Genomic DNA, 20850 nt, shown 5'->3' with positions numbered 1-20850 from the left:
CCCCCACAAGCGGGGTAGCTAAAAAGGCCCCGTCCCAAATTAGCTACCCTGTTCCGCTGTAACTCGTGGTGAGGTCGTGGGCCTAAAAAGGTGTGCGTGCGCTTGCCGTTCGTATCTGCTATCATTCCTAGTCTGTGCGCTCATGCGGGCGTGGCGGAATTGGTAGACGCGCCAGATTTAGGTTCTGGTGGGATTCCCGTGAAGGTTCGAGTCCTTTCGCCCGCACCAACGCACCTGCGTCGGCCTCGGCCGTCGCGACACTTTGTTGCATAAAGGTACCAGCACCTCAGATAAGCTGGGCAGTATGAGGAGGAACGTGTTGAACATCACCGCTTCTGACGTCAAGGACGCCAAGCTCACCGCTACGGTCACCATCCCGGCCGCCGACGTCGACGCCGCGATCAAGAAGGCCTACAAGGACACCGCCAAGAAGTACCGCTTCCCGGGCTTCCGTGCCGGCAAGGCTCCCCGTCCGGTCATCGACGCTGCTCTTGGCGCCGAGGCCACCCTCGCTCAGGCCACCAACGATCTGATCGCCGCCAACGAGCCCGCCGTCCTCAACGAGCTGGACATCGTCCCCACCAAGAACGGTGACTACAAGGAGCTCGACCTCGCCAAGGATCACGAGGACTACACCTACACCGTCGAGTTCTCTCTGCGTCCTGCCGCCGAGCTCTCCTCCTACGACGCCGTCGAGATCGAGATGCCTCCCGCGGAGGTCACCGAGTCCGAGATCAACAACCAGGTCGAGATGCTCCTCAACTACCGCGCTACCTTCGAGGACGTCGAGGATCGTGCCGTCGAGGCCGAGGACTACGTTACCGTCGACCTCAAGGCCGTCGAGAACGCCGACAACTTCGCTGCCGAGGGCCGCATGCTCATCGCCGGTAGCGACAGCAACCCCAAGGAGTTCAACGAGGCTCTGATCGGTGCTAACGTCGACGACGTCAAGACCGTCACCTGGACCGACGAGGTCGAGGATGGCGAGGAGGCCGAGACCCACACCGTCGAGGTCACCGTCAAGGGCATCAAGGTCCGCAACACCCCCGAGCTCACCGACGAGCTCGTCAAGTCCGACTTTGGCTTCGACAGCATCGACGCTATGCGCGACGCCATCAAGCTCGAGATCGAGCAGGACAAGGCTTCCCGCCTTCCGGCCGAGAAGGAGAACCGTTGCGTCGCCGCTCTCGCCGAGCGTCTGCAGCTCGAGGAGATGGACGCCGACTACGAGCAGTCTGTCTTTGAGGAGCTTGGCCAGAACTTCCTGTCCAACCTCGCTGCCCGCGGCATGACGCTGGACACCTGGCTGCCCGCTTCCGGCCTGACCATGGAGCAGTTCATCGGCGACCTGCACAAGCAGGCCAACGATGTTGCCCGTGAGTCCCTGGCGCTCGACGCCCTCGCCCGTGAGCTCAAGATCGAGGTCACCGAGGACGACGTCAACGCCGAGTTCGAGAAGGCCGGCGTCAAGGACGTCGAGGCTTCCAAGGCCGAGTTCATCGCCGATGGACGCATGCCTGCCGTCCGCGAGTCCATCCGTCGCTCCAAGGCCGTCGACCACCTGGTCGAGAACGCCAAGGTGACCGAGGTCGACGAGACCGCCAAGGACGCCGAGTAATTCTCGCCACCTTTCCCGCGAGCGCATGCAGGCGCCCGTGATGGGGTAAAGTTATAAACCGGTTATTCGGTTGCTTCGTACGGTGCCAGCCAATGCATAGCATGCGGGCACCGTACGTTTATCTAGAACCAATTTGGTCCGCAAGAGAGAAATGGAGATGCGTATGATCGCTAAGTTCGATTCCGCCCTCGTGCCATACGTTATCGAGCAGACGCCGCGCGGCGAGCGCAGCTACGATATCTATTCGCGCCTGCTCAACGACCGCATCATCTTCTTGGGCGAGGAGATCAACTCCGTCAGCGCCAACCTGGTCGTTGCCCAGCTGCTGCATCTTGAGAGCCAGGATGCCGAGAAGGATATCTCGCTCTACATCAATTCGCCCGGTGGCGAGGTCTACTCCGGCCTAGCGATTCTGGACACTATGAACTTTATCAAGCCGCAGGTCTCCACCATTTGCGTCGGTATGGCCGCGTCTATGGCCGCCGTGCTGCTTTCGGCCGGCGCCAAGGGCAAGCGCTTCTGCCTGCCGCACTCCAAGGTCATGATTCACCAGCCCAGTGGCGGTGCCCAGGGTCAGCAGACCGAGATCGAGATCGTGGCCGAGGAGATCAAGAAGACCCGTCGCGAGCTCAACCAGATCTTGTCCGACGCCTCGGGCCAGCCGATCGAGAAGGTCCAGGCCGATACCGAGCGCGACAACTACCTGACCGCTGCCGAGGCCCTCGACTATGGCCTGATCGACCGTATCGTCACCTCGCGCGATCTTGCCGCGAAGGACGCCTAGGATGGCCGGTAACATGCAGGACAACTTTGACGAGAACGGCAACCCCATCCGCTGCTCCTTCTGCGGAAAAGAGCAGGGTCAGGTGCGCCGCCTTGTAAAGGGCCCCACCAACATCTTTATCTGCGACGAGTGCGTTGCCGCCTGCTCCGAGATCTTGGAGGAGTCGCTGGCTTCGGACTTTATGGATGCCGCCCGCAACGGCAAGCTGCCGGGCTTCCTCAACGACCACGGTCAGGCTGCCGGGCAGCCTGCCATGGATCCCGAGGCCGAGGGCTTTGAGCTCGAGGACGACGTGCGTCAGGTCATTACGCACGTGCCGACCCCGCACGAGATCTATGACGAGCTTTCGGCCTATGTCATGGGTCAGGAAGACGCCAAGCGCGCCATGTCGGTTGCCGTGTACAACCACTACCGTCGCGTGATCGAGGGCGGCGCCGCGCTTTCGGCCTTTGACGAGGCCTCGGGTGCGGGTTCGCGGCTCGACGACGATATGGACGAGGTGGAGCTCGCCAAGTCCAACATCTTGCTGCTCGGTCCCACCGGTACCGGTAAGACCTTGCTCGCCCAGACGCTCGCGCGCATCCTCGAGGTGCCGTTTGCCATCGCCGACGCCACCGCACTCACCGAGGCCGGTTACGTGGGCGAGGACGTGGAGAACATCCTGCTCAAGCTCATCAATGCTGCCGATGGCGATATCGAGCGTGCGCAGGTCGGCATCATCTACGTGGACGAGATCGACAAGATCGCCCGCAAGGCCGAGAACCTCTCCATCACCCGCGACGTTTCGGGCGAGGGCGTTCAGCAGGCGCTGCTTAAGATCCTTGAGGGCACGGTGGCAAGCGTTCCGCCCACCGGCGGCCGCAAGCACCCCCAGCAGGAGCTGCTGCAGATCGACACGACCAATATCTTGTTTATCTGCGGCGGTGCCTTTGTGGGTCTGGACAAGATTATCGCCGATCGCGTGGGCAACAAGGGCGTGGGCTTCAACTCCGAGATCGCCGGCCCCACCTCGGTCGACGAGAACGACCTGCTGCGTCAGGTGCTCCCGCAGGACCTCAACGCCTTTGGTATGATTCCCGAGTTTGTGGGACGTACGCCCGTCGTCACCCAGACACAGGCGCTCGACGAGGACGACCTGGTGTCGATCCTGACCGAGCCAAAGAACGCCGTTGTGCGTCAGTACCGCAAGATGTTCCAGCTCGAGGACGTTGAGCTTGAGTTTGAGGACGCCGCCCTGCACGAGATTGCCCGCATGGCGCTTGCCCGCAAGACCGGCGCCCGCGGCCTGCGCTCCATCTGCGAGGACGTGCTGCAGCAGACGATGTTCGACCTGCCGAGCGAGGAAGGAGTCGCCAAGGTCATCGTGACCGAAGCCTCCGTAAAGGGCACCGAGCAGCCCCAGCGCATCTACGGGTAAACCTGCCAAAAAGGGACAGGTTTATTTTGGCAGGTTTTATCAGGGAGAATGACGTTTGCCCATATAAAACCGACCAAAAAAACCTGTCCCTAAACGGTAGGTTTCGCAAATGTGAATTTGAATAGCCTCCGACCACCCGCGGTCGGAGGCTATTTTATATATACGCAATAACCCCAACTACCTGTGTTATTCTGTGTGTTTGTTTAAGCCTCAGCGAAGTCGTATCAGACTGAAGTAATTGATACCTAAGGGGAGGAATGCAGACCCTGGCGGGCCTACATTCCTCCCCGGTGGGACGGGAGAGATATATGGAAGAGATGCCCAAAAACTACGATCCGTCGACCAACGAGCCGGCGATCCTGCAGAAGTGGCTCGACGGCGGCTACTACAAGCGCCGTGAGGGCGTGGGCGACTGCACTGTCACCATTCCGCCTCCCAACGTGACCGGCAAGCTCCACATGGGTCACGCCACCGACGATTCCATCCAGGATGCCATCATCCGCATGGCCCGCATGCGCGGTAGGTCCACCCGCTGGGTGCTCGGTACCGACCACGCCGGTATCGCCACGCAGACCAAGGTCGACAAGAAGCTCAAGAGCGAGGGCATCAGCCGCCTGGAGATCGGCCGCGATAAGTTTGTCGACGCCTGCTGGGATTGGACCCACGAGTACGGCGGCATCATCGTCGAGCAGATCAAGCGTATGGGCTGCTCCGTCGACTTTGATAACGAGCGCTTTACCATGGACGAGGACTACGCCCAGGCCGTGCGCAAGGTGTTCTGCGACTGGTACCACGACGGCCTGATCTACCGCGGCAAGCGCATCGTCAACTGGTGCCCCAACTGCACCACCGCCATCTCGGACGACGAGGCCGAGTACAAGGACGAGAAGGGTCACCTGTGGCACCTGCGCTACCCGCTGACCGAGCCGGTCAACGGCCAGGACTACATCGTCGTCGCCACTACGCGCCCCGAGACCATGCTCGGCGACACGGGCGTGGCTGTCTCCCCGAAGGACCCCGAGAAGGCCGCCTTTGTGGGTAAGACCGTCAAGCTCCCCATCGTCGACCGCGAGATCCCCATCTTTGAGGATTGGCATGTCGACGCCAACTTTGGCTCCGGCTTTGTCAAGGTCACCCCGGCCCACGACCCCAACGACTACGCCATGGGTCAGGCCCACGACTTGCCGCAGATCAACATCTTTGACGAGCATGCGGTGGTCGTCGAGGGCTACGGCGAGTTTACCGGCATGACCCGCGAGGAGTGCCGCGAGGCCGTCATCAAGTGGTTTGAGGAGCACGACCTGCTCGATCACGTCGAGGATCACGATCACTCCGTCATGCACTGCTACCGTTGCGACTCCGCACTGGAGCCGTGGCTGTCCGAGCAGTGGTTTGTGGCCGTCGACAAGCTCAAGGGGCCGGCGCTCGATGCCGTCAACTCCGGCAAGGTGACCTTCCACCCCGCGCGTTGGACGCAGACCTATACCACCTGGATGGAGAACCTCAAGGACTGGTGCATCAGCCGCCAGCTGTGGTGGGGCCACCGTATTCCCGTGTTCTACTGCGAGGACTGCGGCTGGGAGGATGCCCTTACCGAGGACACCGACGTGTGCCCTAAGTGCGGCGGTCATCACGTGCATCAGGACGAGAACGTGCTGGACACCTGGTTCAGCTCGCAGCTGTGGACTTTCGCCACGCAGGGCTGGCCCCAAAAGCCGGAGCTGCTCGAGGGACATCACCCCACGACGGCACTCGTCACCGCGCGCGACATCATCGCGCTGTGGGTCGCCCGCATGGTCATGAGCTCGCTGTACTTCCTGGACGAGGTGCCGTTTAAGGATGTCGTCATCTACCCGACGATTCTTGCCAAGGACGGCAGCCGTATGTCCAAGTCCAAGGGCAACGGCGTTGACCCCATGGATCTCATTGGCATGTACGGTGCCGACGCCATGCGTTACAACCTGCTGACGCTCTGCACCAACAACCAGGACGTCAAGTTTGACGCGAACATCGACAAGAAGACCAAGAAGCTTATCGACAGCCCGCGTACCGAGCAGGCCAAGTCGTTTGTGACCAAGATCTGGAACGCGAGCCGCTTCCTGCTTATGAACATGGAGGGCTACACGCCCGGCGAGCCCGTCGTGGAGACGCCGGCCGACGCCTGGATGTTCAGCCGTCTGGCCAAGGCCGTCAAGATGGTTACCGAGGGCATCGAGAACTACACCTTTGGCGACATGGCCCGCGGCGTTCAGCAGTTCTTCTGGAACGAGGTCTGCGACTGGTACGTCGAAGTCACCAAGGCGCGCCTGAAGGGCGAGGGCCGTCTGCAGGCGCAGCGAAACCTGATCTTTGTGCTCGATACCTCTATTCGCCTGATGCACCCGCTCATGCCGTTTGTCACCGAGGAGATCTGGGACAACATGCCGGCGAGCGTGCTCGACCTGGACGCCGAGGGCAACGTGGACCGCGCCGAGGCGCTCATGATCGCCAAGTGGCCCGAGCCTGCCGACTATGTCAAGTATGTCGACGAGGACGCCGAGCGCGCGTTTGAGCTGTGTCGCACCGTCGTTTCTGCCGCCCGCGCCACGCGTTCGCGTTATCGCTTGAGCCCCAAGGCCGAGCTCGACGTGGTCGTGCGTGCCGGTGCCGAGGATATCGAGAAGCTCGAGAGCCTGCGCTCGACCATCGAGCCGCTGGCCAATACCGCCTCGCTGGTCATGGGTACCGATGTTGAGAAGCCGGCCGCGAGTATCGCCGTGGTCGACAGCGGCGTCGAGGTCTTTGTGGTGCTCGAGGGAAAGGTTGACCTTTCGGCCGAGAAGGCACGTCTGGAGAAGGAGATCGTCGCGGCCCAGAAGGAGCTCGCCGGCTGCGAGAAGACGCTCGCCAACGAGGGCTTTGTGGCCAAGGCCGCGCCCGCGGTGGTCCAGAAGAAGAGGGACCGTGCAGCTGAGCTCAAGGAGATCCTGGAGGCGCTGACTGCTCAGGTTGCTGACTTCTCGTAAGCGTTACTGGGGGACGCGGTTTGGGGCTTTGCTCGCTACTGCGGACAGTCCTGCTCGCACGAAGGCCACATTAAGTGGCCTTCGGCTCGTGCGGAACTTGTATCGAGCAAAGCCCCAAACCGCTCCCATGGCGGTTACGTGGTTGCTTGCAACTGGTGGGTTAGGCCACTTGGTTGTGGCCTTGATTCTGCTGCAGAGCGATGTTTGGCTGATATTTTGAATGGGAGGGGCTCGTTGTTGATTCGGGCCTCTTTTTATGTTGAGGGGACTTTGGGTTATGGCTAAGCGTTCTGGCTTGTATACCGTTCCTTTTGAGTTTGATTTGCTTTCGTTTGGTGAAGCTGTGGGGCTTGCTGCCGATACGGGGCGGATTTCTGGGGATGCTGGTCCTCTGCTCGAGACAGTTGTCGATATGCTCGATGAGCTGGGGCGGCCGGACGAGTACTTTGATTGCATTCAGGTTGCCGGTACCAATGGCAAAACTTCGACCACGCGTTTTTCGGCTGCTATCCTTCGCGGCGAGGGGCTCAAGGCTGCGCTTTATACGTCGCCGCAGCTTGTTCGCTATCCCGAGCGCATGGAGGTCGATGGGCACGTCGTGAGCGATGAGGCGTTTGCCCGTGGCGTTTCTGCTGCTGTTGAGGCGGGGCATCGAGTGAATGCGCGCCGCGTGGTGGCGGGGGAGCGTGCCTATACCATCACGCCTTTTGACCTGCTGACGGCCGCCGCGCTTGTGGTGTTTGCCGAGGCTCGCGTGGATGTCGCCGTGCTCGAGGTCGGCATGGGCGGTCGCTGGGACGCCACGAGCGCGACCGATCCCGTCGCCGTTGCCATCACGGGTATCGGACTCGATCACACGCGCATTCTGGGCGATACGCTCGGGGCCATTGCGGGGGAGAAGGCTGCGGTCATTAAGCCCGGACGCCTGGTTGTGCTGGGCGAGGGCACGCATGAGCCGAGCGTTCAGCGCGTTATGGACAACCGTTGCCGTGAGTGTGATGTGGTGCCGCTGGTGGTGAGCCACGCCACGACCAAGGTGCCGGCGCATGTGGGCGATACGGTTGAGTTTAGCTGTACCACGCCGCGTGCGATTTATACGTCGAGCATGGTTAAGCCGGCGTATCAGCCGCAGAATGCCGCGTGCGCGATTATGCTCTGCGAGGGGTATCTGGGTCGCGAGCTCGACCACGAGGCGCTTGATGCTTCGCTTATGGGCTGCCCTACGCCGGGCCGTTTTGATGTGTTGGGAACCGACCCGCTCAAGCTGATCGACGCCTGCCATAACCCCCAGAGCTGCGAGAACTTTGTGAGCGCCTTGGATGAGATCGATCCGTGCGTAGAGAATCGCCCCACGTTGCTGTGCGCCGCGCTGGCAGACAAGGACGTGGCGGGTATCGTCGACGTGCTGATCCCGGCCTTCCCGCGCGTGGTCGTCACGCAGACCGATTCCGATCGTGCCCTGCCGGCGGAGGAGCTTGCTGCCCTGGTGGACTCCGATAAGCTCGCAGGCGTGTACCCCAGCGTGTCCGAGGCCCTCGCAGCCTTTGAGGCCGCAGGCGAGCCCTTCGTAGCAGCAGGCACCATCACCCTGGCCGGCGAAGTTGCCGGTCTGCTCCGCTAGATCCCTTCCGCAGGGTAGCTAGTTTGCCTGCTCGCCACGAAATGGGCCTATCTACTACGTTTGACCGGCTACCCTCAACTATGCCGAGAATCGCAAAATCAAAACCGCAGGTAGAAGGCTTGCCAATTTTCAAAAAATACCCGCATGGTCGCCCCATGCGGGTTAAACGTAGTAGATAGGCCCATTTCGTGGCGGCATTCATGTGATGCGGCAAAGGGGCTGTCCCTTTGCCGCATTGCCTAGTCTAGGCGGACCGGATCGTGGGGGTAGGCGTTGAGGATCTCGACGCCGCTCTCGGTGACCAGGGCAAGGTCCTCGATGCGGACGCCGGTGCGGCCGGGGAGGTAGATGCCCGGCTCGATGGAAAACGTCATGCCCGGCTCCACGACCTGCTCGTTGACGAGCGAGACGTCACCCGGCTCGTGGTCTTGCAGGCCGATCGAGTGTCCCAGACGGTGCGTAAAGTGCTTGCCATAACCCGCGTCCTCAATCACGTCGCGCGCGGCACGGTCCAGATCGCACATACGCACGCCCGGTGCGATGAGCGCCTCAGCGGCCTCGTTGGCGCGGCGCACGATGTCGTAGATGCGTGCCGTCTCCTCGTCCGGCTCGCCCCAAAAGAACGTGCGCGTCATGTCCGAGCAATAGTTGCGGCGACGCCCGCCAATGTCGAACAGCACCACGTCGCCACGCTTGAGTACCGTATCGTCTGGCTCGTGGTGCGGGTCGCCGGCGTTGGCGCCAAAGCTCACGATGGGCGGAAAGCTAAAGCCCTCGCAATCGTGCTTGCGATACAGGCCAAGCATCTGGTCGGCGATCTCGCGCTCTGTCACGCCTTCGTGGACGAGCTCGATCGCGTCGGCCATCACGGCGTCGTTAGCGGCCGAGGACACGCGCATAAGCTCCTGCTCGGCGGCGTCTTTGTAGGTTCGCGCGGCGGTCACGGCAAAATCGCCTAGGAAGAATTCGCTCGCGGCATGACGATCCATAAGGGGCATCAAGAAGCCGGAGCGCATGACGGTGTCGATGCCGAGCGGTTTGGTCGGATCAACCTCGCGAGCGATGGCGTCGGCCACGACGTCGGTATCGGTGTGGTACGCGATGCGGGCATTGTCATACTCGGGCAGCTGATGCAGCGCGTTGACCAAGATCACGGGCTCGCTACCGCGTGCGAGCAGTACGCCGCAAAAACGCTCGAACATATCGGCATAAAAGCCGGTCAGGTAATAAATCGACCACGGGTCGTTTACGAGCAGCTGCGCGCCGGGGTGCTGAGCCTCGAGCGCATCGAGCACGCGTGCCACGCGCTGGTCATCGACATGTGCCATACATCGTCCTTTCGTTAGGTTGCCACCATGGTATCCCCAATGCCAGGGTAGTCAATTTGGGACGGGGCTATTTTAGCTGCGTCAAACATGCGAGCTGATAGGTAAAAGTAGTCAATATGGTCCCGTCCCAAATGGGCTGGTTTCAAAACTATGGCGGATTACGGGGCTGGACCTGTATTACTTGACCATGGGAAAAATAGCGAAATTAAAACCGCAGGTAGAAGGCTTATCAAAAATCGAAAATTGCCGGTATGGGTGGGGGTCTCCGAATCAGCCCCGTAATCCGGCATAGTTTTGAAATGGCACTAAAGTAGGCACAAGCTAAATACCGATCCCAAGGCAAGTTGCGGTGGAATAGTTCCTTGATGCCGGGGTTTTGGCGGAAATCGGGAATTATTTCACCGCAATTGAGGAGGGGCGGGGCGGATGCGGGGTAGCTAAAAGAGCACCGTCCCAAACGAGCTGCTTAGGCCGGGTCGATGTCCATGCTGGCGATGAGGTCGGTACCGGTGTCTAGGAGGTTGGGGAGGACTACATCGCCCATGCGGATGGGGACTTTGACCACTAGGCCGCGGATGAGGTCCATGGTCTGGGCATGGAGTTCGAGCGGGATGGCTTCGGCCGTGCGCACGGGCAGCAGTGCCTCGTCGCCGCCTGATACTGCCACGGTGGTAGTGAGGACGCGCATGGGGCAGGTGAGCTCCTGATGTGCGAACTTATCGCCGCGCGGGCAGCTGTTGCCGGTCACGGCGCGCACCGTCGCCACGCGGTCGTCGGCCCCGCGCTCCACTTCCACCGTAAGGAGGCACTCGGATGGGCAGGTGGTGCAGTTGAACTGTAGCGTCTCGATCGCATTTGTGCTCATGGCTATGCCTCCTCGACGGGCTCGACGGAAAGGATAATCTCGCTGGCACCCAGGTCGAGCGCTCGCTGTATCACCTTTGCCGGCAGCGGGAAGCTTTCCATAACGCTCGGTTTAAACGCGCGGACCTTGCCCGTAAGCAGTTCCTCGTCGCCCGCCAGAATGCGCACGCGGGCGGCATCGACCGGCCGGCGCACGCGGAAGTTGAGCCTGGTGAGTGCCACGGCCGTAATGCGTCCTGGCAGCGCGTAGCCGGCAATGTCGGCAGGGGAGACCGTGAGCTGGCAGCCAGCGCCCGTCTCGACATCCGTGCCGGTCCCCAGCGCGTACGTCGCCGCGGCTGCACCGGCACGCTCGGACTCGGCCGTCACGTTATCGGCCAGGTCGTGCACGTGCAGCACGTTGCCGCAGGCAAAGATGCCCGGCACGCCCGTCTGCAGGCTCTGGTCCACCACGGCGCCGCGCGTGCGCGGGTCAAGCTCAACACCCGCGCCTACCGAAAGCTCGTTCTCGGGAATCAAACCTACCGAAAGCAGCAGCGTGTCGCACGGAACGATGCGCTCGGTCCCCGGAATGGGCGCCAGATTTTCGTCGACCTGGCTCACCTCGACGGCCTCCACGCGGTCGTGCCCAATCACGCGTGTGACGGTGGTGGAAAGGTGCAGCGGAATGCCAAAATCGTCCAAGCAGTTCTTCACATTGCGGCGCAGGCCGTTGGCGTATGGCATAAGCTCGTACACGCCCTCGACCGAAATCCCCTCGAGCGTGCAGCGACGCGCCATGATGAGCCCAATGTCGCCCGAGCCTAAAATGACGGCGCGCGAGCCGGGCTTGAGGTTGTCGATGTTGATGTATCGCTGCGCCAGGCCGGCGGTAAACACGCCGGCGGGGCGGCTGCCGGGAATCTTGATCTCGCTGCGCGTGCGCTCGCGACACCCCATGGCAAGGACGACGGCGCGCCCGGTGAGCTGCAACATGCCGGCGGGGCTCATGAGCGTGACGGTGTGTGCCGAGGCTTCGCTCGCCGCGCCACTTGCGCCCGTGCCTGCGACTTTGTCCTCGCTTGAGTCGATCCCAATCACCATACTGTCCAGGAACAGTGCGATATCGGTTTCGCGCACCTGGTTGATAAAGCGCTGTGCGTACTCGGGACCGGTCAGTTCCTGCTTAAAGTGTGAGAGGCCAAAGCCCGGGTGGATGCACTGGCGCAGGATGCCGCCCAGGTGCTGCTCGCGCTCCACGATGGCCACGCGCGCTCCGGCCTTGTGTGCGGCAAGTGAGGCCGCCATGCCGGCAGGTCCGCCGCCGATAACGACTACGTCGAACGCCTGCGTCTGCACGGCGCCGGCAGCAATTGATGCCCTGTCGGCATCTGCGCAAGTGCACTCGACGCCCGATACCGCACCCATATCGATACTCGTTGCCATCCTAGCGCACCCCCTTCAACGGTCCCTCTACCAGCCAGGAGCCATCGTCTTCCAACGGTACCTCGCTGGGGTCGCAGCCCAGCTCGCGGGCCAGAATCCGCACCACGCGGCTCTGGCAAAAGCCGCTCTGGCACCGACCCATGCCGGCACGGCAGCGGCGTTTGACGCCCTCGACCGAAACTGCGCCCGGGCGGCGTCGAATCGCGGCCACGATCTCGGCCTCGGGCACCGTCTCGCAGCGGCAGACAATCTGCCCCCACGCGGGGTCGGACTCGATCAGCTCTTCCTTGCGCGCAAGCGGCGCGCGGTCAAAGTCGTCCGGCGCACGGCGAATCGGATCCCAATCGACCCGCTCGCACAAAGCAACGCCCGCCTCGCGCAGCACCTGCTCCATTCGCTCGGCAATGGCCGGAGCGCTCGCTACGCCCGGCGACTGAATGCCTGCCGCCTGGAACAGCCCCGGCACCACGGCGGATTGTCCAATAAAAAAGTCGTTCGTTCCCTTAATGACCGGACGCCCGCCGGCAAACGCTCGCACCACGCGGCGCGTATCCAGATCGGGCACCAGCTTGCGCGCGCCGCCCAGCAGCGCGTTTACGTCGCCCGCATAGGTCTGCGTGTCGCCCGCCTCGCGCACAGCGGCCGTCGCGGTGATCACCGTGTTGCCGTGGACGGTGCCCGTAACGATGACGCCCTTGGAAACCGGCGTGGGAACGGGGTAGAGCGGCATGAGTGCGCGCGGCTCCTTGTCCAGCACCACAATGTTGCCCTGGCGCCAGACCATCTGGAACTCCTCGGCGCCCGCCATATGCGTGATGTCTGCGGCGCCGTTGCCCGCCGCGTTAATCAAATAGCGGCAGCGCACATCACCGGCCGGTGTTACCAGCGTAAAACGAGCGGTCCCGTCGCCGCTCCTGTCGCCAGCGCCGGGAGCTACCTCGATCGTCTCCACCGGTGCAGAGCGCACAAACGTCACGCCGTTGGCTACGGCGTTTTCCATCGCGGCGATGGCGACCTCAAACGGATCGACATAGCCGGTCGAGGGACACCACAGCGCGCACGTGGCCTGGGCGCTGGCGCGCGGCTCCAGCTCGTGGATGCGCTCGGCCCCGATGATCGCCAACTCGGGTACGCCGTTTGCCAGCCCGTTGCTTTGCAGCTGCTCCAGCTGCGCGCGGTCTTGGTCGCTAAAGCCCAGCACCATGGACCCGGTGCGGCAAAACAAAAAGCCCAGCTCCTGGGCCCACGTGCCATATAGCTCGCAGCCGCGGGCGTTGACCTGCGCCTTAACCGTGCCCGGCGCCGGATCGTAGCCGGCGTGCACCAGGCCGCCGTTGGCCTTCGACGCGCCCAGGGCAATGTCGTTGGCCGCCTCGACCACGCAGATGGACAGGTCATAGCGTGCGAGCTGCCGCGCGATGGCGCATCCGGTGATGCCCGCGCCCACAATCGCGATATCAAACGTTTCTGTCACAGTGCCTCCCAGACGAGTTGACAGGCTGTCAATAGGACTATCCTACGGTCTGCACACCCCCAGCGCAGCGGCAATGCGGCGAACAGCCCCGCAACACCCGCCAACGGCAGGCGAGGGGAGACCCAGGTCAATCGGTGACCTCGTCTGGCACCCCTGTTATCAAAGGTTTGTCTCGTTCTGTAACGGTAAGCAGAAGAGTTGGGTTCCAGATATTACAGATCGAGACGTTTGCCAGGCGGGCCCTCTGTTTGTCTTGATTTGTAACAGTAAGAGTAGAAAATCGGTCCTATGTGTTACAGATTTCCTATGTGTTACAGATTGAGATTTAAAGTCAGGGAGAGGTCATCTGTCTCGATCTGTAACATCTCGGTACCGTTTTGGGGTCTAGATGTTACAGATTTAGATGAACCCATCAGTCGGTTTCGAATGTCTAAATCTGTAACAGTTAGACCTGTTTTTGCCGAGTTGTTGTTACAGATTGAGATATTGAGATTGGACATTTTCCTTTGTCTTGATCTGTAACAGATAGAAGGGGTTCTGGCCCCTAGTTGTTACAGATTGAGATATTTAACGGAGGGCTCACCGCTCATCTCGATCTGTAACAGTAGGGACTGATTCTGGAGCCAAGATGTTACAGATCGAGATTGTAGTCGGGGAGAGAACGGTTTGTCTAATCCTGTAACATCTGGACCCGGATTCCGCTCTCACCTGTTACAGATTGAGATGTTTCTATCTGCCCATGCCTGCGACCTGCCAAATCGTTAACCCCCGTGTTACACTAACTCGAGTTGTAACTACCCCGAAAGGCCCACCTTATGTCCAAGTACATCTCCGAGCTCATGTCGCCGCAGCTTATGGGCGTCATCTATGCCTTTGTTGGCTTTATCATCGCCCTGTACGTGCTGTCGGTCGTCTATGTGTTTATTGACGCCCGTCGCCGCGGCGCCAGCGCTTACGTGGCATGGGGCATCATTGCCCTCATCCCGTTTGTAGGCCTCATCGCCTACCTGGTCCTGCGCCCGCACTCCTATGCGGCCGACCGCGAGGAGCAGGAGCTGGACATGGCCTTGCGCGAGCGTCAGCTTGCCCAGTACGGCACCTGCCCGCAGTGCGGTGCGCCCATCGAGAAGGACTTTGTGGTCTGCCCGGTGTGCGACACCCAGGTTCGCAACGTGTGCCCCAGCTGCCATCGCCCGCTCGACGCACACTGGAAGGTCTGCCCCTACTGCCGAACTCGCATCCAGTAGCGCATCCATCGCCGGGCCGGCCGCAAGCCACGGGCCCCGCGCGCCGCGCGCAAGCCGCACGCAGCCCCGCCCCCACACGATGAAGCATGCGTAGAAAATCGCCCGCCGTGCCATTAAGGTGCGGCGGGCGCTTGTATACCTAGGTAACCTGCCTATAATGATGCAAGTCAAAACGCACGCGCCGGCAAGCGCAATGCACACCGCACGGCGCCAAGCAGCACTTGCACCAGGCATCCGAGAGGAGAAAACATACCCATGAAGGCACTCTACAATGACGGTTCGGTGGCCGAGCTCCCGCAGGACGAGGTCACGCACGTCATCCGCCACTCCGCCGCGCATATCATGGCGCAGGCCATTAAGCGCCTGTACCCCCAGGCCGATTTTGCCTACGGCCCCGCGACCGACAACGGCTTTTACTACGACGTCGACCTGCCCGAGGGCGTCAAGATCAGCGAGGACGATTTCCCCGCGATCGAGGCCGAGATGAAGAAGATCTGCAAGGAGAACCTCAAGTTCACCGTGTACGAGAAGCCCCGCGCCGAGGCCATCGCCCTTATGGAGGAGCGCGGCGAGAAGTACAAGGTCGAGCACATCGGCGACCTGGACGACGACGCCCGCATCACCTTCTACCAGCAGGGCGACTACATCGACATGTGCGTCGGCCCCCATATCTGCTACACCAAGGCCCTCAAGGCCTTTAAGCTCACCGGCGTCTCGGGCGCCTACTGGAAGGGCGACAAGGACAACAAGATGCTCACCCGCATCAACGGCGTCGCCTTTGCCACCAAGGAAGAGCTCGACGAGCACATGCACATGCTGGAGGAGGCCAAGAAGCGCGACCACCGCAAGATCGGCCGCGAGATGGACCTCTTTATGATGCGCGACGAGGCCCCCGGCTTCCCGTTCTTCCTGCCCAACGGCATGATCCTTAAGAACACGCTGCTGGACTACTGGCGCGAGATCCACCACAAGGCCGGCTACGTGGAGATCTCCACGCCGCTCATCATGAACAAGCAGCTGTGGAAGACCTCGGGCCATTGGGACCACTACAAGGACAACATGTACTCCACCGTCATCGACGACGAAGAGTACTGCATTAAGCCCATGAACTGCCCGGGCGGCGTGCTGGTGTACGCCTCCAAGCCGCACTCCTACCGCGAGCTGCCCATCCGTGCCGGCGAGATTGGCCTGGTGCACCGTCATGAGCTGCGCGGAGCCCTGCACGGCCTGTTCCGCGTGCGCTGCTTTAACCAGGACGATGCCCACCTGTTTGTGCGCCCCGACCAGCTGACCGACGAGATTGTGGGCGTGGTCAACCTTATCGACTCCGTGTACCAGAAGTTTGGCTTTAAGTATCACGTTGAGCTTTCCACCCGCCCCGAGGACTCCATGGGTTCTGACGAGGACTGGGCACGAGCCGAAGAGGGCCTGCGCACCGCTCTTGAGCAGCTGCACATGGACTACGAGGTCAACGAGGGCGACGGCGCCTTCTACGGCCCCAAGATCGACTTCCACCTGGAGGACTCGCTCGGCCGTACCTGGCAGTGCGGTACCGTGCAGCTCGACTTCCAGATGCCGCTCAACTTTGATCTGGAGTACGTGGACGCCGACGGTACCAAGAAGCGCCCCATTATGCTGCACCGCGTGTGCTTTGGCTCCATCGAGCGCTTTATTGGCATTCTGATCGAGCACTTTGCGGGCAAGTTCCCCACCTGGCTGGCTCCCGTGCAGGTCAAGGCGCTTCCGGTCTCCGAGAAGAGCCGCGACTATGCCCACGAGGTGTGCGCCAAGCTGGAGGAGGCCGGCATTCGCGTGGTCTGCGACGACCGCGACGAGAAGATCGGCTACAAGATCCGCGAGGCCCGCAGCATCGACCGCGTGCCCTATATGCTCATCCTGGGCGAGAAGGAGGTCGAGGCCGGCAATATCTCCGTCCGCGATCGTTCCAACGAGACCGTTCAGATGAGTGTCGATGAGTTTGTGGCCAAGGTGACCGAGGAGATTAAGACTCGCGCCTAAGACAAACGCACAGAGCCAAACAAGAAAAGGCGATCGTCTATGGACAGTCGCCTTTTTTGGTGACGAGAGACGGCAAAGATTAGGCTTATAGGACAAAATGTGTGTCCACGTTGGGGGCATCGGCACAGGTCGATGCCCCTTTTTCAGCCGTTTGAATTCAGTGCCCGCTATTACCCTCTCGGACAGAATGTGTGTCCGGTTGCCTATCGTTCCCGCAGGCAGATAACCTTTTCCGGAACCGTCAAAAACCCTTTCGGAAGAGGTGTCCATGAAGGCCGTCTATTGCCCCTACTGCGGCGGTCGGGCCAAGCGCAACGGCAAGACCTCGTCGGGGTCCCGGCGGTGGAGGCGCACTGCCCGCGGCGCGTCGACGACGGTGAGGTGCGACGACACGGCGACAAGGTGTCGGCGGGGACGCTGTTCACCTACCTCGACCCCGCCCTGGCCAAGGCCGGCCCGCTGCCGTCGACCAACAACGTGATCGAGGGAGGGGTGAACTCGCAGCCGGGGGCCGTCCTGCGCAACCACCGGGGGCTGACGTCGGTCAAGCGCGTGAAGGCGGTGTTCTGGTGGTGCCACGCGCACTCGGGGGACGCGAGGACGGCGCGCGAGAAGCTCGCCGCGATGCCGACCGACGCGGACATCGACTTCCTGATCAGCGCCTGCCCCGCCTCGCCGTCGCGCGAGGACGAAGGGCCGGAGTGGGGCGAAAGGGCCGTGTGGGGGGCTCCACCACAGGGACCCGTACCCGTTCTGGCTGGATTAATGGATTAAAACGATGTTCTATCGGGACACACATTTTGTCCCATAGGCCTGAATTCTAATATTGTCTTTTTGACGGACTTGTTTCTCAGAATCATCCGAACCCTCCGTTCAAAGAGATGGAACAAAAGCAAAATCGTCCTTACATCGTCTTTTTGGTCGAGATCGAGGACCATACGTGGGCTATACCTTTTCGCTCGCATATTCGCCACGGGTACGCATTCTTTACCGATACCGAAAATAAATGCGGAATTGATTATTCAAAGGCTGTTGTAGTGGGCAAGCCAGGATATATAGACCAGCAGGCACGCCCGTACTTACGCCCGAACGAATTTGAAGCTCTTCGCGGAAATGAATTCGTCGTGCAAATAGGATTTGAGAACTATATCAAGCTTTACAAGCGGGCTGTTAAATCCGGACACCCACGCTATCGTTCGCTTATCAAGTATTCAACTCTACAGAATTACGATTTGTAATTGATGGTCTGACGTTTGAGCTCGAGCTAGCACATGTCTGCTCCTTAATGCAGCGGGGCATGAGAACTGCAGCTTTGAGAACCGATGCCGGAAGTATGCGGCAAATTCTGGAAACTCTGAGCACACACCCTATTTTGTCCAAAGAACCCGCAGGTAGATTGATCGCGGTGTTCCCGCGTGGTCGGCGTGTTTCAAATTTGCCGCATACTTCCGGATTTAACGGTTCAACGAGGTGCGTTCTGACGTGCTAACCTGGCAAATCGCTGCACTTTATCCGGCCAAGTCGTCCGTTGCCGGGATGTCAATCATCGCTCTCACCGTCCACAGATTGCAAAAACGATTTACGCCGAATTGTTCGCTTATCCCGGCGTACTTCGATTTGCCACGGATCCAATCTCGATACACTAATAGATACTGCTACCAGGCCATTTTCTGGTGCAGGTCTATTGGCTTTCCGTGGAGATCGGAGCGGCCATGTCAGTCGTTTTTTCCAGTCATCATCGTCTTCAGTTTCTGTTTGTTGCCATGGCCTGCCTTTGCGTTTTGCTGGGCGGGCCTTCTTATGCCGCGGGTGCGGATAGCCTTACCATCGCGGGCCAAACATACGACGAGCCGGGTGTCTCGGGCACCGGCTGGGCCTGGACCGATGCCGACCATCTGCAGCTTAACGGCTACGCAGACGAGGCCATTGGCGCGGACGGCGACCTGGTGGTAACGCTGGTGGGCCAAAATGTTGTGGACGAGGCGCAGGCCGAGGATGCGGACATGTGCACGAGGCGGCCTTGAGGTGTGGGGCAACCTTACGCTTTGCGGCGCGGACTCGCTGCGCGCGACGGGTTCGCAGTGCGGTGTCTTTGCGTTGGGCGCGCTGGTGATCGACGGCTGCTTGGTCGATGGCCGGGCTGACGGCAGGGGCATGATCGATGCTTCGGTGGCCGGCGTGCGCGGTGCCACCGTTAGCGTACGCGGCGGTGCGCATGTTGTTGCCGCCGGCAGCGGATCAGGCGACGATTGCCACTTCCTTGGTATGTACGCCTCCGATGGCCAGTTTGCCGTGGATGCCTCCTGGGTGGACGCGACCGGCGCCAAAGCCGGCGTTGCCTGCGAGAGCGGTTCACTTACCTCTGCACTGTTTGTGACGCCGATGGGCGGGGCGTTTGGTCGCACCAGCGTGATTGATGCCAACGGGTCTGTGACGCAGCATGTGGTAATTGAGCCCACGGGCGCCAATCCGCCGGCGGGGGAGACCCGGCCCGGTACCGATGAGTCCGCCGGCGGTGATCCGCGGGGGATACAAAGTCCGGTAGCGAAGAAAAACCCAAGGACGAGAACAAGCCCAGCGAGGATCTCATGCCTATGCCCGATCCGGCTCCTGGGCCGGACGAAAAGCCGGTGCCTGCTTCCGCCAAGACGCCTGCGACCAAGACTGCCAAGAAGACCAAGCCCGCATCGACACCGGCCGCCGCTCTCGCCAAAACCGGCGACGGCGATTGGATGATTGTTTCCCTGGCATGCGTAACGATGGGGATGCTGCTACTTTGTTTAGCTTTACTGGCTGCGAAGTGATTGTCGCTAGACATGCCTCAAGTGGCTCATTAGTTTCCACGCGCATCTACCCTGCGACCTATGGCGTGTCCGTTGATGCCGCTGGCGCGAATGTGACCTACCACGCGCTCAACATCTAGGCGAGCAATCGCCTATTGGCGCTATACTGCAGCCGTTGCCCACGATGTGGGAAACATCCGCATCGTGGGCTTTTGTTTTGAGGGGACGGTGCCACGTGGACGTGCAACAGCTAGAAGAGGCTTGGGCTGCAAGGGCCAACGCACGTGAGGCGCGACTGGTTGCAGCCTCGCATGCGCCGGCAGCGCTTGCGCTGTTGGGGATTGTGCGCCCCGGTGACCGCCTGGTGGCCTTTGCGGATGACTTTGCCAAAGCTTTTGTGCGCGGCTTTGATGGCTGCGACATGGCTATGGTGGGGGAACCGTCGGTTGCGGCGTTTGCTGCCGCGTCCGAGGGCTTTGATGCTTCGCTTGATGCCGAGGGGCCGCACCTGTGGTGGTTCGTCAACTCCATCGGCGGGCATGGCCTTCGTGTGCCCGATTTGCGCGCTCTGGGTCGGGCGGCTCGCGAGGTCCATGCGCTGCTCGTGGTGGATAACACGGTGGCGTCGGCTTTTGGCTGCGATCCGCTGCGGCTGGGTGCTGCGCTGTCGCTCGAGGCGCTCGATCGCGTGTGTGCCGGTGATTCTCCGCACAAGTTGGTTGCTGTATCGGTGGCGCGCTCGCAGCTCAAGCGCCATCGTGTGGATGCCGCAGCTGAGTGCGCGCATGCCCTGCTTGGGGGCTGTGGCTTGGCCAAGTTTGATTTGCCTGCTGAGGAGGCCGACGTGCTGGAGCGCGGGCTTTCCTCGCTTAACGCTCGCATGCAGGCGCATTTCGACCGCGCCCGTGCGCTGGCCGAGTATCTGGCTGCGAACGAGATGGTGCGCAACGTGCGCTATCCCGGGCTGAGCTCGCATCCTGACCATGCGGTTGCAACGGGAATCCTCGAGCATGGCTTTGGCCCGGCAGTTGAGTTTGACCTTATCAAGCGTAGCGCGGGAGAGTTGTTCGACGCTTTGCCGGGGGAGTTTCGCACGTCGTTCGCCGGCGGTGCAACGACGCGTCTTTCGGCCCCACGTGGCAAGCAGGGGGACACCATCCGCCTCTTCGCCGGCACCGACGATCCCCTGACGGTAGCCGCCGCCCTCGATAACGCCCTCCGATAGTAGCTAATTTGGGACGGGGCTTTTTTAGCTACCCAATGTC

General features: G+C 61.2%; 15 protein-coding genes, 1 tRNA gene and 1 pseudogene. 13 read left to right on the top strand and 4 right to left on the bottom strand.

Going from position 1 to position 20850, the window contains the following annotated elements:
- Positions 1-144: 144 nt before the first annotated feature.
- From ACQRAQ_RS02935 to ACQRAQ_RS02910, 6 genes are all read left to right on the top strand, one after another.
- Positions 145-228 (top strand) — tRNA-Leu (locus ACQRAQ_RS02935).
- An 88-nt stretch (positions 229-316) separates the two neighbouring features.
- Complete coding sequence (tig, locus tag ACQRAQ_RS02930; protein ID WP_370450562.1) at positions 317-1618, top strand: trigger factor; 1302 nt, start codon at positions 317-319, stop codon at positions 1616-1618.
- A gap of 163 nt (positions 1619-1781) precedes the next feature.
- Positions 1782-2402 (top strand): ATP-dependent Clp protease proteolytic subunit, encoded by a 621-nt coding sequence (locus tag ACQRAQ_RS02925; RefSeq protein WP_022095182.1) that lies wholly within the window; start codon positions 1782-1784, stop codon positions 2400-2402.
- 1 nt (position 2403) lies between these two features.
- Positions 2404-3819 (top strand): ATP-dependent Clp protease ATP-binding subunit ClpX, encoded by a 1416-nt coding sequence (gene clpX, locus ACQRAQ_RS02920; protein ID WP_427793836.1) that lies wholly within the window; start codon positions 2404-2406, stop codon positions 3817-3819.
- Positions 3820-4127: 308 nt separating this feature from the next.
- Entirely contained in the window at positions 4128-6824 is a 2697-nt protein-coding gene (locus ACQRAQ_RS02915; RefSeq protein WP_427793834.1) for a valine--tRNA ligase, read from the top strand.
- A gap of 277 nt (positions 6825-7101) precedes the next feature.
- Positions 7102-8445, top strand: coding sequence for a bifunctional folylpolyglutamate synthase/dihydrofolate synthase (locus tag ACQRAQ_RS02910; RefSeq protein ID WP_427793832.1), 1344 nt, complete (start codon positions 7102-7104; stop codon positions 8443-8445).
- Positions 8446-8684: 239 nt separating this feature from the next.
- Here the strand turns inward: ACQRAQ_RS02910 and ACQRAQ_RS02905 are convergent, their stop codons facing one another.
- From ACQRAQ_RS02905 to ACQRAQ_RS02890, 4 genes are all read right to left on the bottom strand, one after another.
- Complete coding sequence (locus ACQRAQ_RS02905) at positions 8685-9773, bottom strand: M24 family metallopeptidase (protein ID WP_427793830.1); 1089 nt, start codon at positions 9771-9773, stop codon at positions 8685-8687.
- A 466-nt stretch (positions 9774-10239) separates the two neighbouring features.
- The gene (locus ACQRAQ_RS02900; RefSeq protein WP_427793828.1) at positions 10240-10638 is read right to left on the bottom strand and encodes a DUF1667 domain-containing protein; all 399 of its coding nucleotides are present in this window, start codon (positions 10636-10638) and stop codon (positions 10240-10242) included.
- Between the two features lie 2 nt (positions 10639-10640).
- Positions 10641-12062, bottom strand: a complete 1422-nt coding sequence (locus ACQRAQ_RS02895) for an NAD(P)/FAD-dependent oxidoreductase (protein WP_427793826.1) — start codon at positions 12060-12062, stop codon at positions 10641-10643.
- Position 12063: 1 nt separating this feature from the next.
- The gene (locus tag ACQRAQ_RS02890) at positions 12064-13536 is read right to left on the bottom strand and encodes an NAD(P)/FAD-dependent oxidoreductase (protein WP_427793824.1); all 1473 of its coding nucleotides are present in this window, start codon (positions 13534-13536) and stop codon (positions 12064-12066) included.
- Between the two features lie 815 nt (positions 13537-14351).
- Here ACQRAQ_RS02890 and ACQRAQ_RS02885 point away from each other — a divergent pair.
- The 7 genes and pseudogenes from ACQRAQ_RS02885 (at position 14352) to ACQRAQ_RS02855 (ending at position 20810) form a co-directional block, all read left to right on the top strand.
- Positions 14352-14783 carry a double zinc ribbon domain-containing protein gene (locus tag ACQRAQ_RS02885; protein WP_006234085.1) on the top strand — a complete coding sequence of 144 codons (432 nt, stop codon included), beginning with the start codon at positions 14352-14354 and terminating at the stop codon, positions 14781-14783.
- Positions 14784-15038: 255 nt separating this feature from the next.
- Positions 15039-16802 carry a threonine--tRNA ligase gene (thrS, locus tag ACQRAQ_RS02880; RefSeq protein WP_427793822.1) on the top strand — a complete coding sequence of 588 codons (1764 nt, stop codon included), beginning with the start codon at positions 15039-15041 and terminating at the stop codon, positions 16800-16802.
- 342 nt (positions 16803-17144) lie between these two features.
- Positions 17145-17576: a hypothetical protein gene (locus ACQRAQ_RS02875; protein WP_427793821.1), complete on the top strand. Its 432-nt coding sequence runs from the start codon at positions 17145-17147 to the stop codon at positions 17574-17576.
- A gap of 89 nt (positions 17577-17665) precedes the next feature.
- Positions 17666-18040, top strand: a pseudogene (gene tenpIN / locus ACQRAQ_RS02870) (type III toxin-antitoxin system TenpIN family toxin); the annotation flags it as partial.
- Between the two features lie 474 nt (positions 18041-18514).
- The gene (locus tag ACQRAQ_RS02865; RefSeq protein WP_427793819.1) at positions 18515-18826 is read left to right on the top strand and encodes a hypothetical protein; all 312 of its coding nucleotides are present in this window, start codon (positions 18515-18517) and stop codon (positions 18824-18826) included.
- A gap of 564 nt (positions 18827-19390) precedes the next feature.
- Positions 19391-19606: a hypothetical protein gene (locus ACQRAQ_RS02860; protein WP_427793817.1), complete on the top strand. Its 216-nt coding sequence runs from the start codon at positions 19391-19393 to the stop codon at positions 19604-19606.
- 214 nt (positions 19607-19820) lie between these two features.
- Positions 19821-20810 carry a PLP-dependent transferase gene (locus ACQRAQ_RS02855; RefSeq protein ID WP_427793816.1) on the top strand — a complete coding sequence of 330 codons (990 nt, stop codon included), beginning with the start codon at positions 19821-19823 and terminating at the stop codon, positions 20808-20810.
- The last annotated feature ends 40 nt before the right edge of the window (positions 20811-20850 follow it).

Source organism: Collinsella sp. SGI.178 (assembly GCF_050313495.1).
Lineage (GTDB): Bacteria > Actinomycetota > Coriobacteriia > Coriobacteriales > Coriobacteriaceae > Collinsella.
Note: the sequence above shows the minus strand (reverse complement) of the source record. Positions and strands in the feature narration are given on the sequence as shown.

Excerpts from the sequence above, each read along its gene's own strand:
- thrS (WP_427793822.1), top strand. The coding sequence starts at position 15,039 with ATGAAGGCACTCTACAATGACGGTTCGGTGGCCGAGCTCCCGCAGGAC.
- ACQRAQ_RS02925 (WP_022095182.1), top strand. The coding sequence starts at position 1,782 with ATGATCGCTAAGTTCGATTCCGCCCTCGTGCCATACGTTATCGAGCAG.
- ACQRAQ_RS02860 (WP_427793817.1), top strand. The coding sequence starts at position 19,391 with ATGCCTATGCCCGATCCGGCTCCTGGGCCGGACGAAAAGCCGGTGCCT.
- ACQRAQ_RS02865 (WP_427793819.1), top strand. The coding sequence starts at position 18,515 with ATGTCAGTCGTTTTTTCCAGTCATCATCGTCTTCAGTTTCTGTTTGTT.
- ACQRAQ_RS02915 (WP_427793834.1), top strand. The coding sequence starts at position 4,128 with ATGGAAGAGATGCCCAAAAACTACGATCCGTCGACCAACGAGCCGGCG.
- clpX (WP_427793836.1), top strand. The coding sequence starts at position 2,404 with ATGGCCGGTAACATGCAGGACAACTTTGACGAGAACGGCAACCCCATC.
- ACQRAQ_RS02900 (WP_427793828.1), bottom strand. The coding sequence starts at position 10,638 with ATGAGCACAAATGCGATCGAGACGCTACAGTTCAACTGCACCACCTGC.
- ACQRAQ_RS02895 (WP_427793826.1), bottom strand. The coding sequence starts at position 12,062 with ATGGCAACGAGTATCGATATGGGTGCGGTATCGGGCGTCGAGTGCACT.
- ACQRAQ_RS02910 (WP_427793832.1), top strand. The coding sequence starts at position 7,102 with ATGGCTAAGCGTTCTGGCTTGTATACCGTTCCTTTTGAGTTTGATTTG.
- ACQRAQ_RS02885 (WP_006234085.1), top strand. The coding sequence starts at position 14,352 with ATGTCCAAGTACATCTCCGAGCTCATGTCGCCGCAGCTTATGGGCGTC.
- ACQRAQ_RS02905 (WP_427793830.1), bottom strand. The coding sequence starts at position 9,773 with ATGGCACATGTCGATGACCAGCGCGTGGCACGCGTGCTCGATGCGCTC.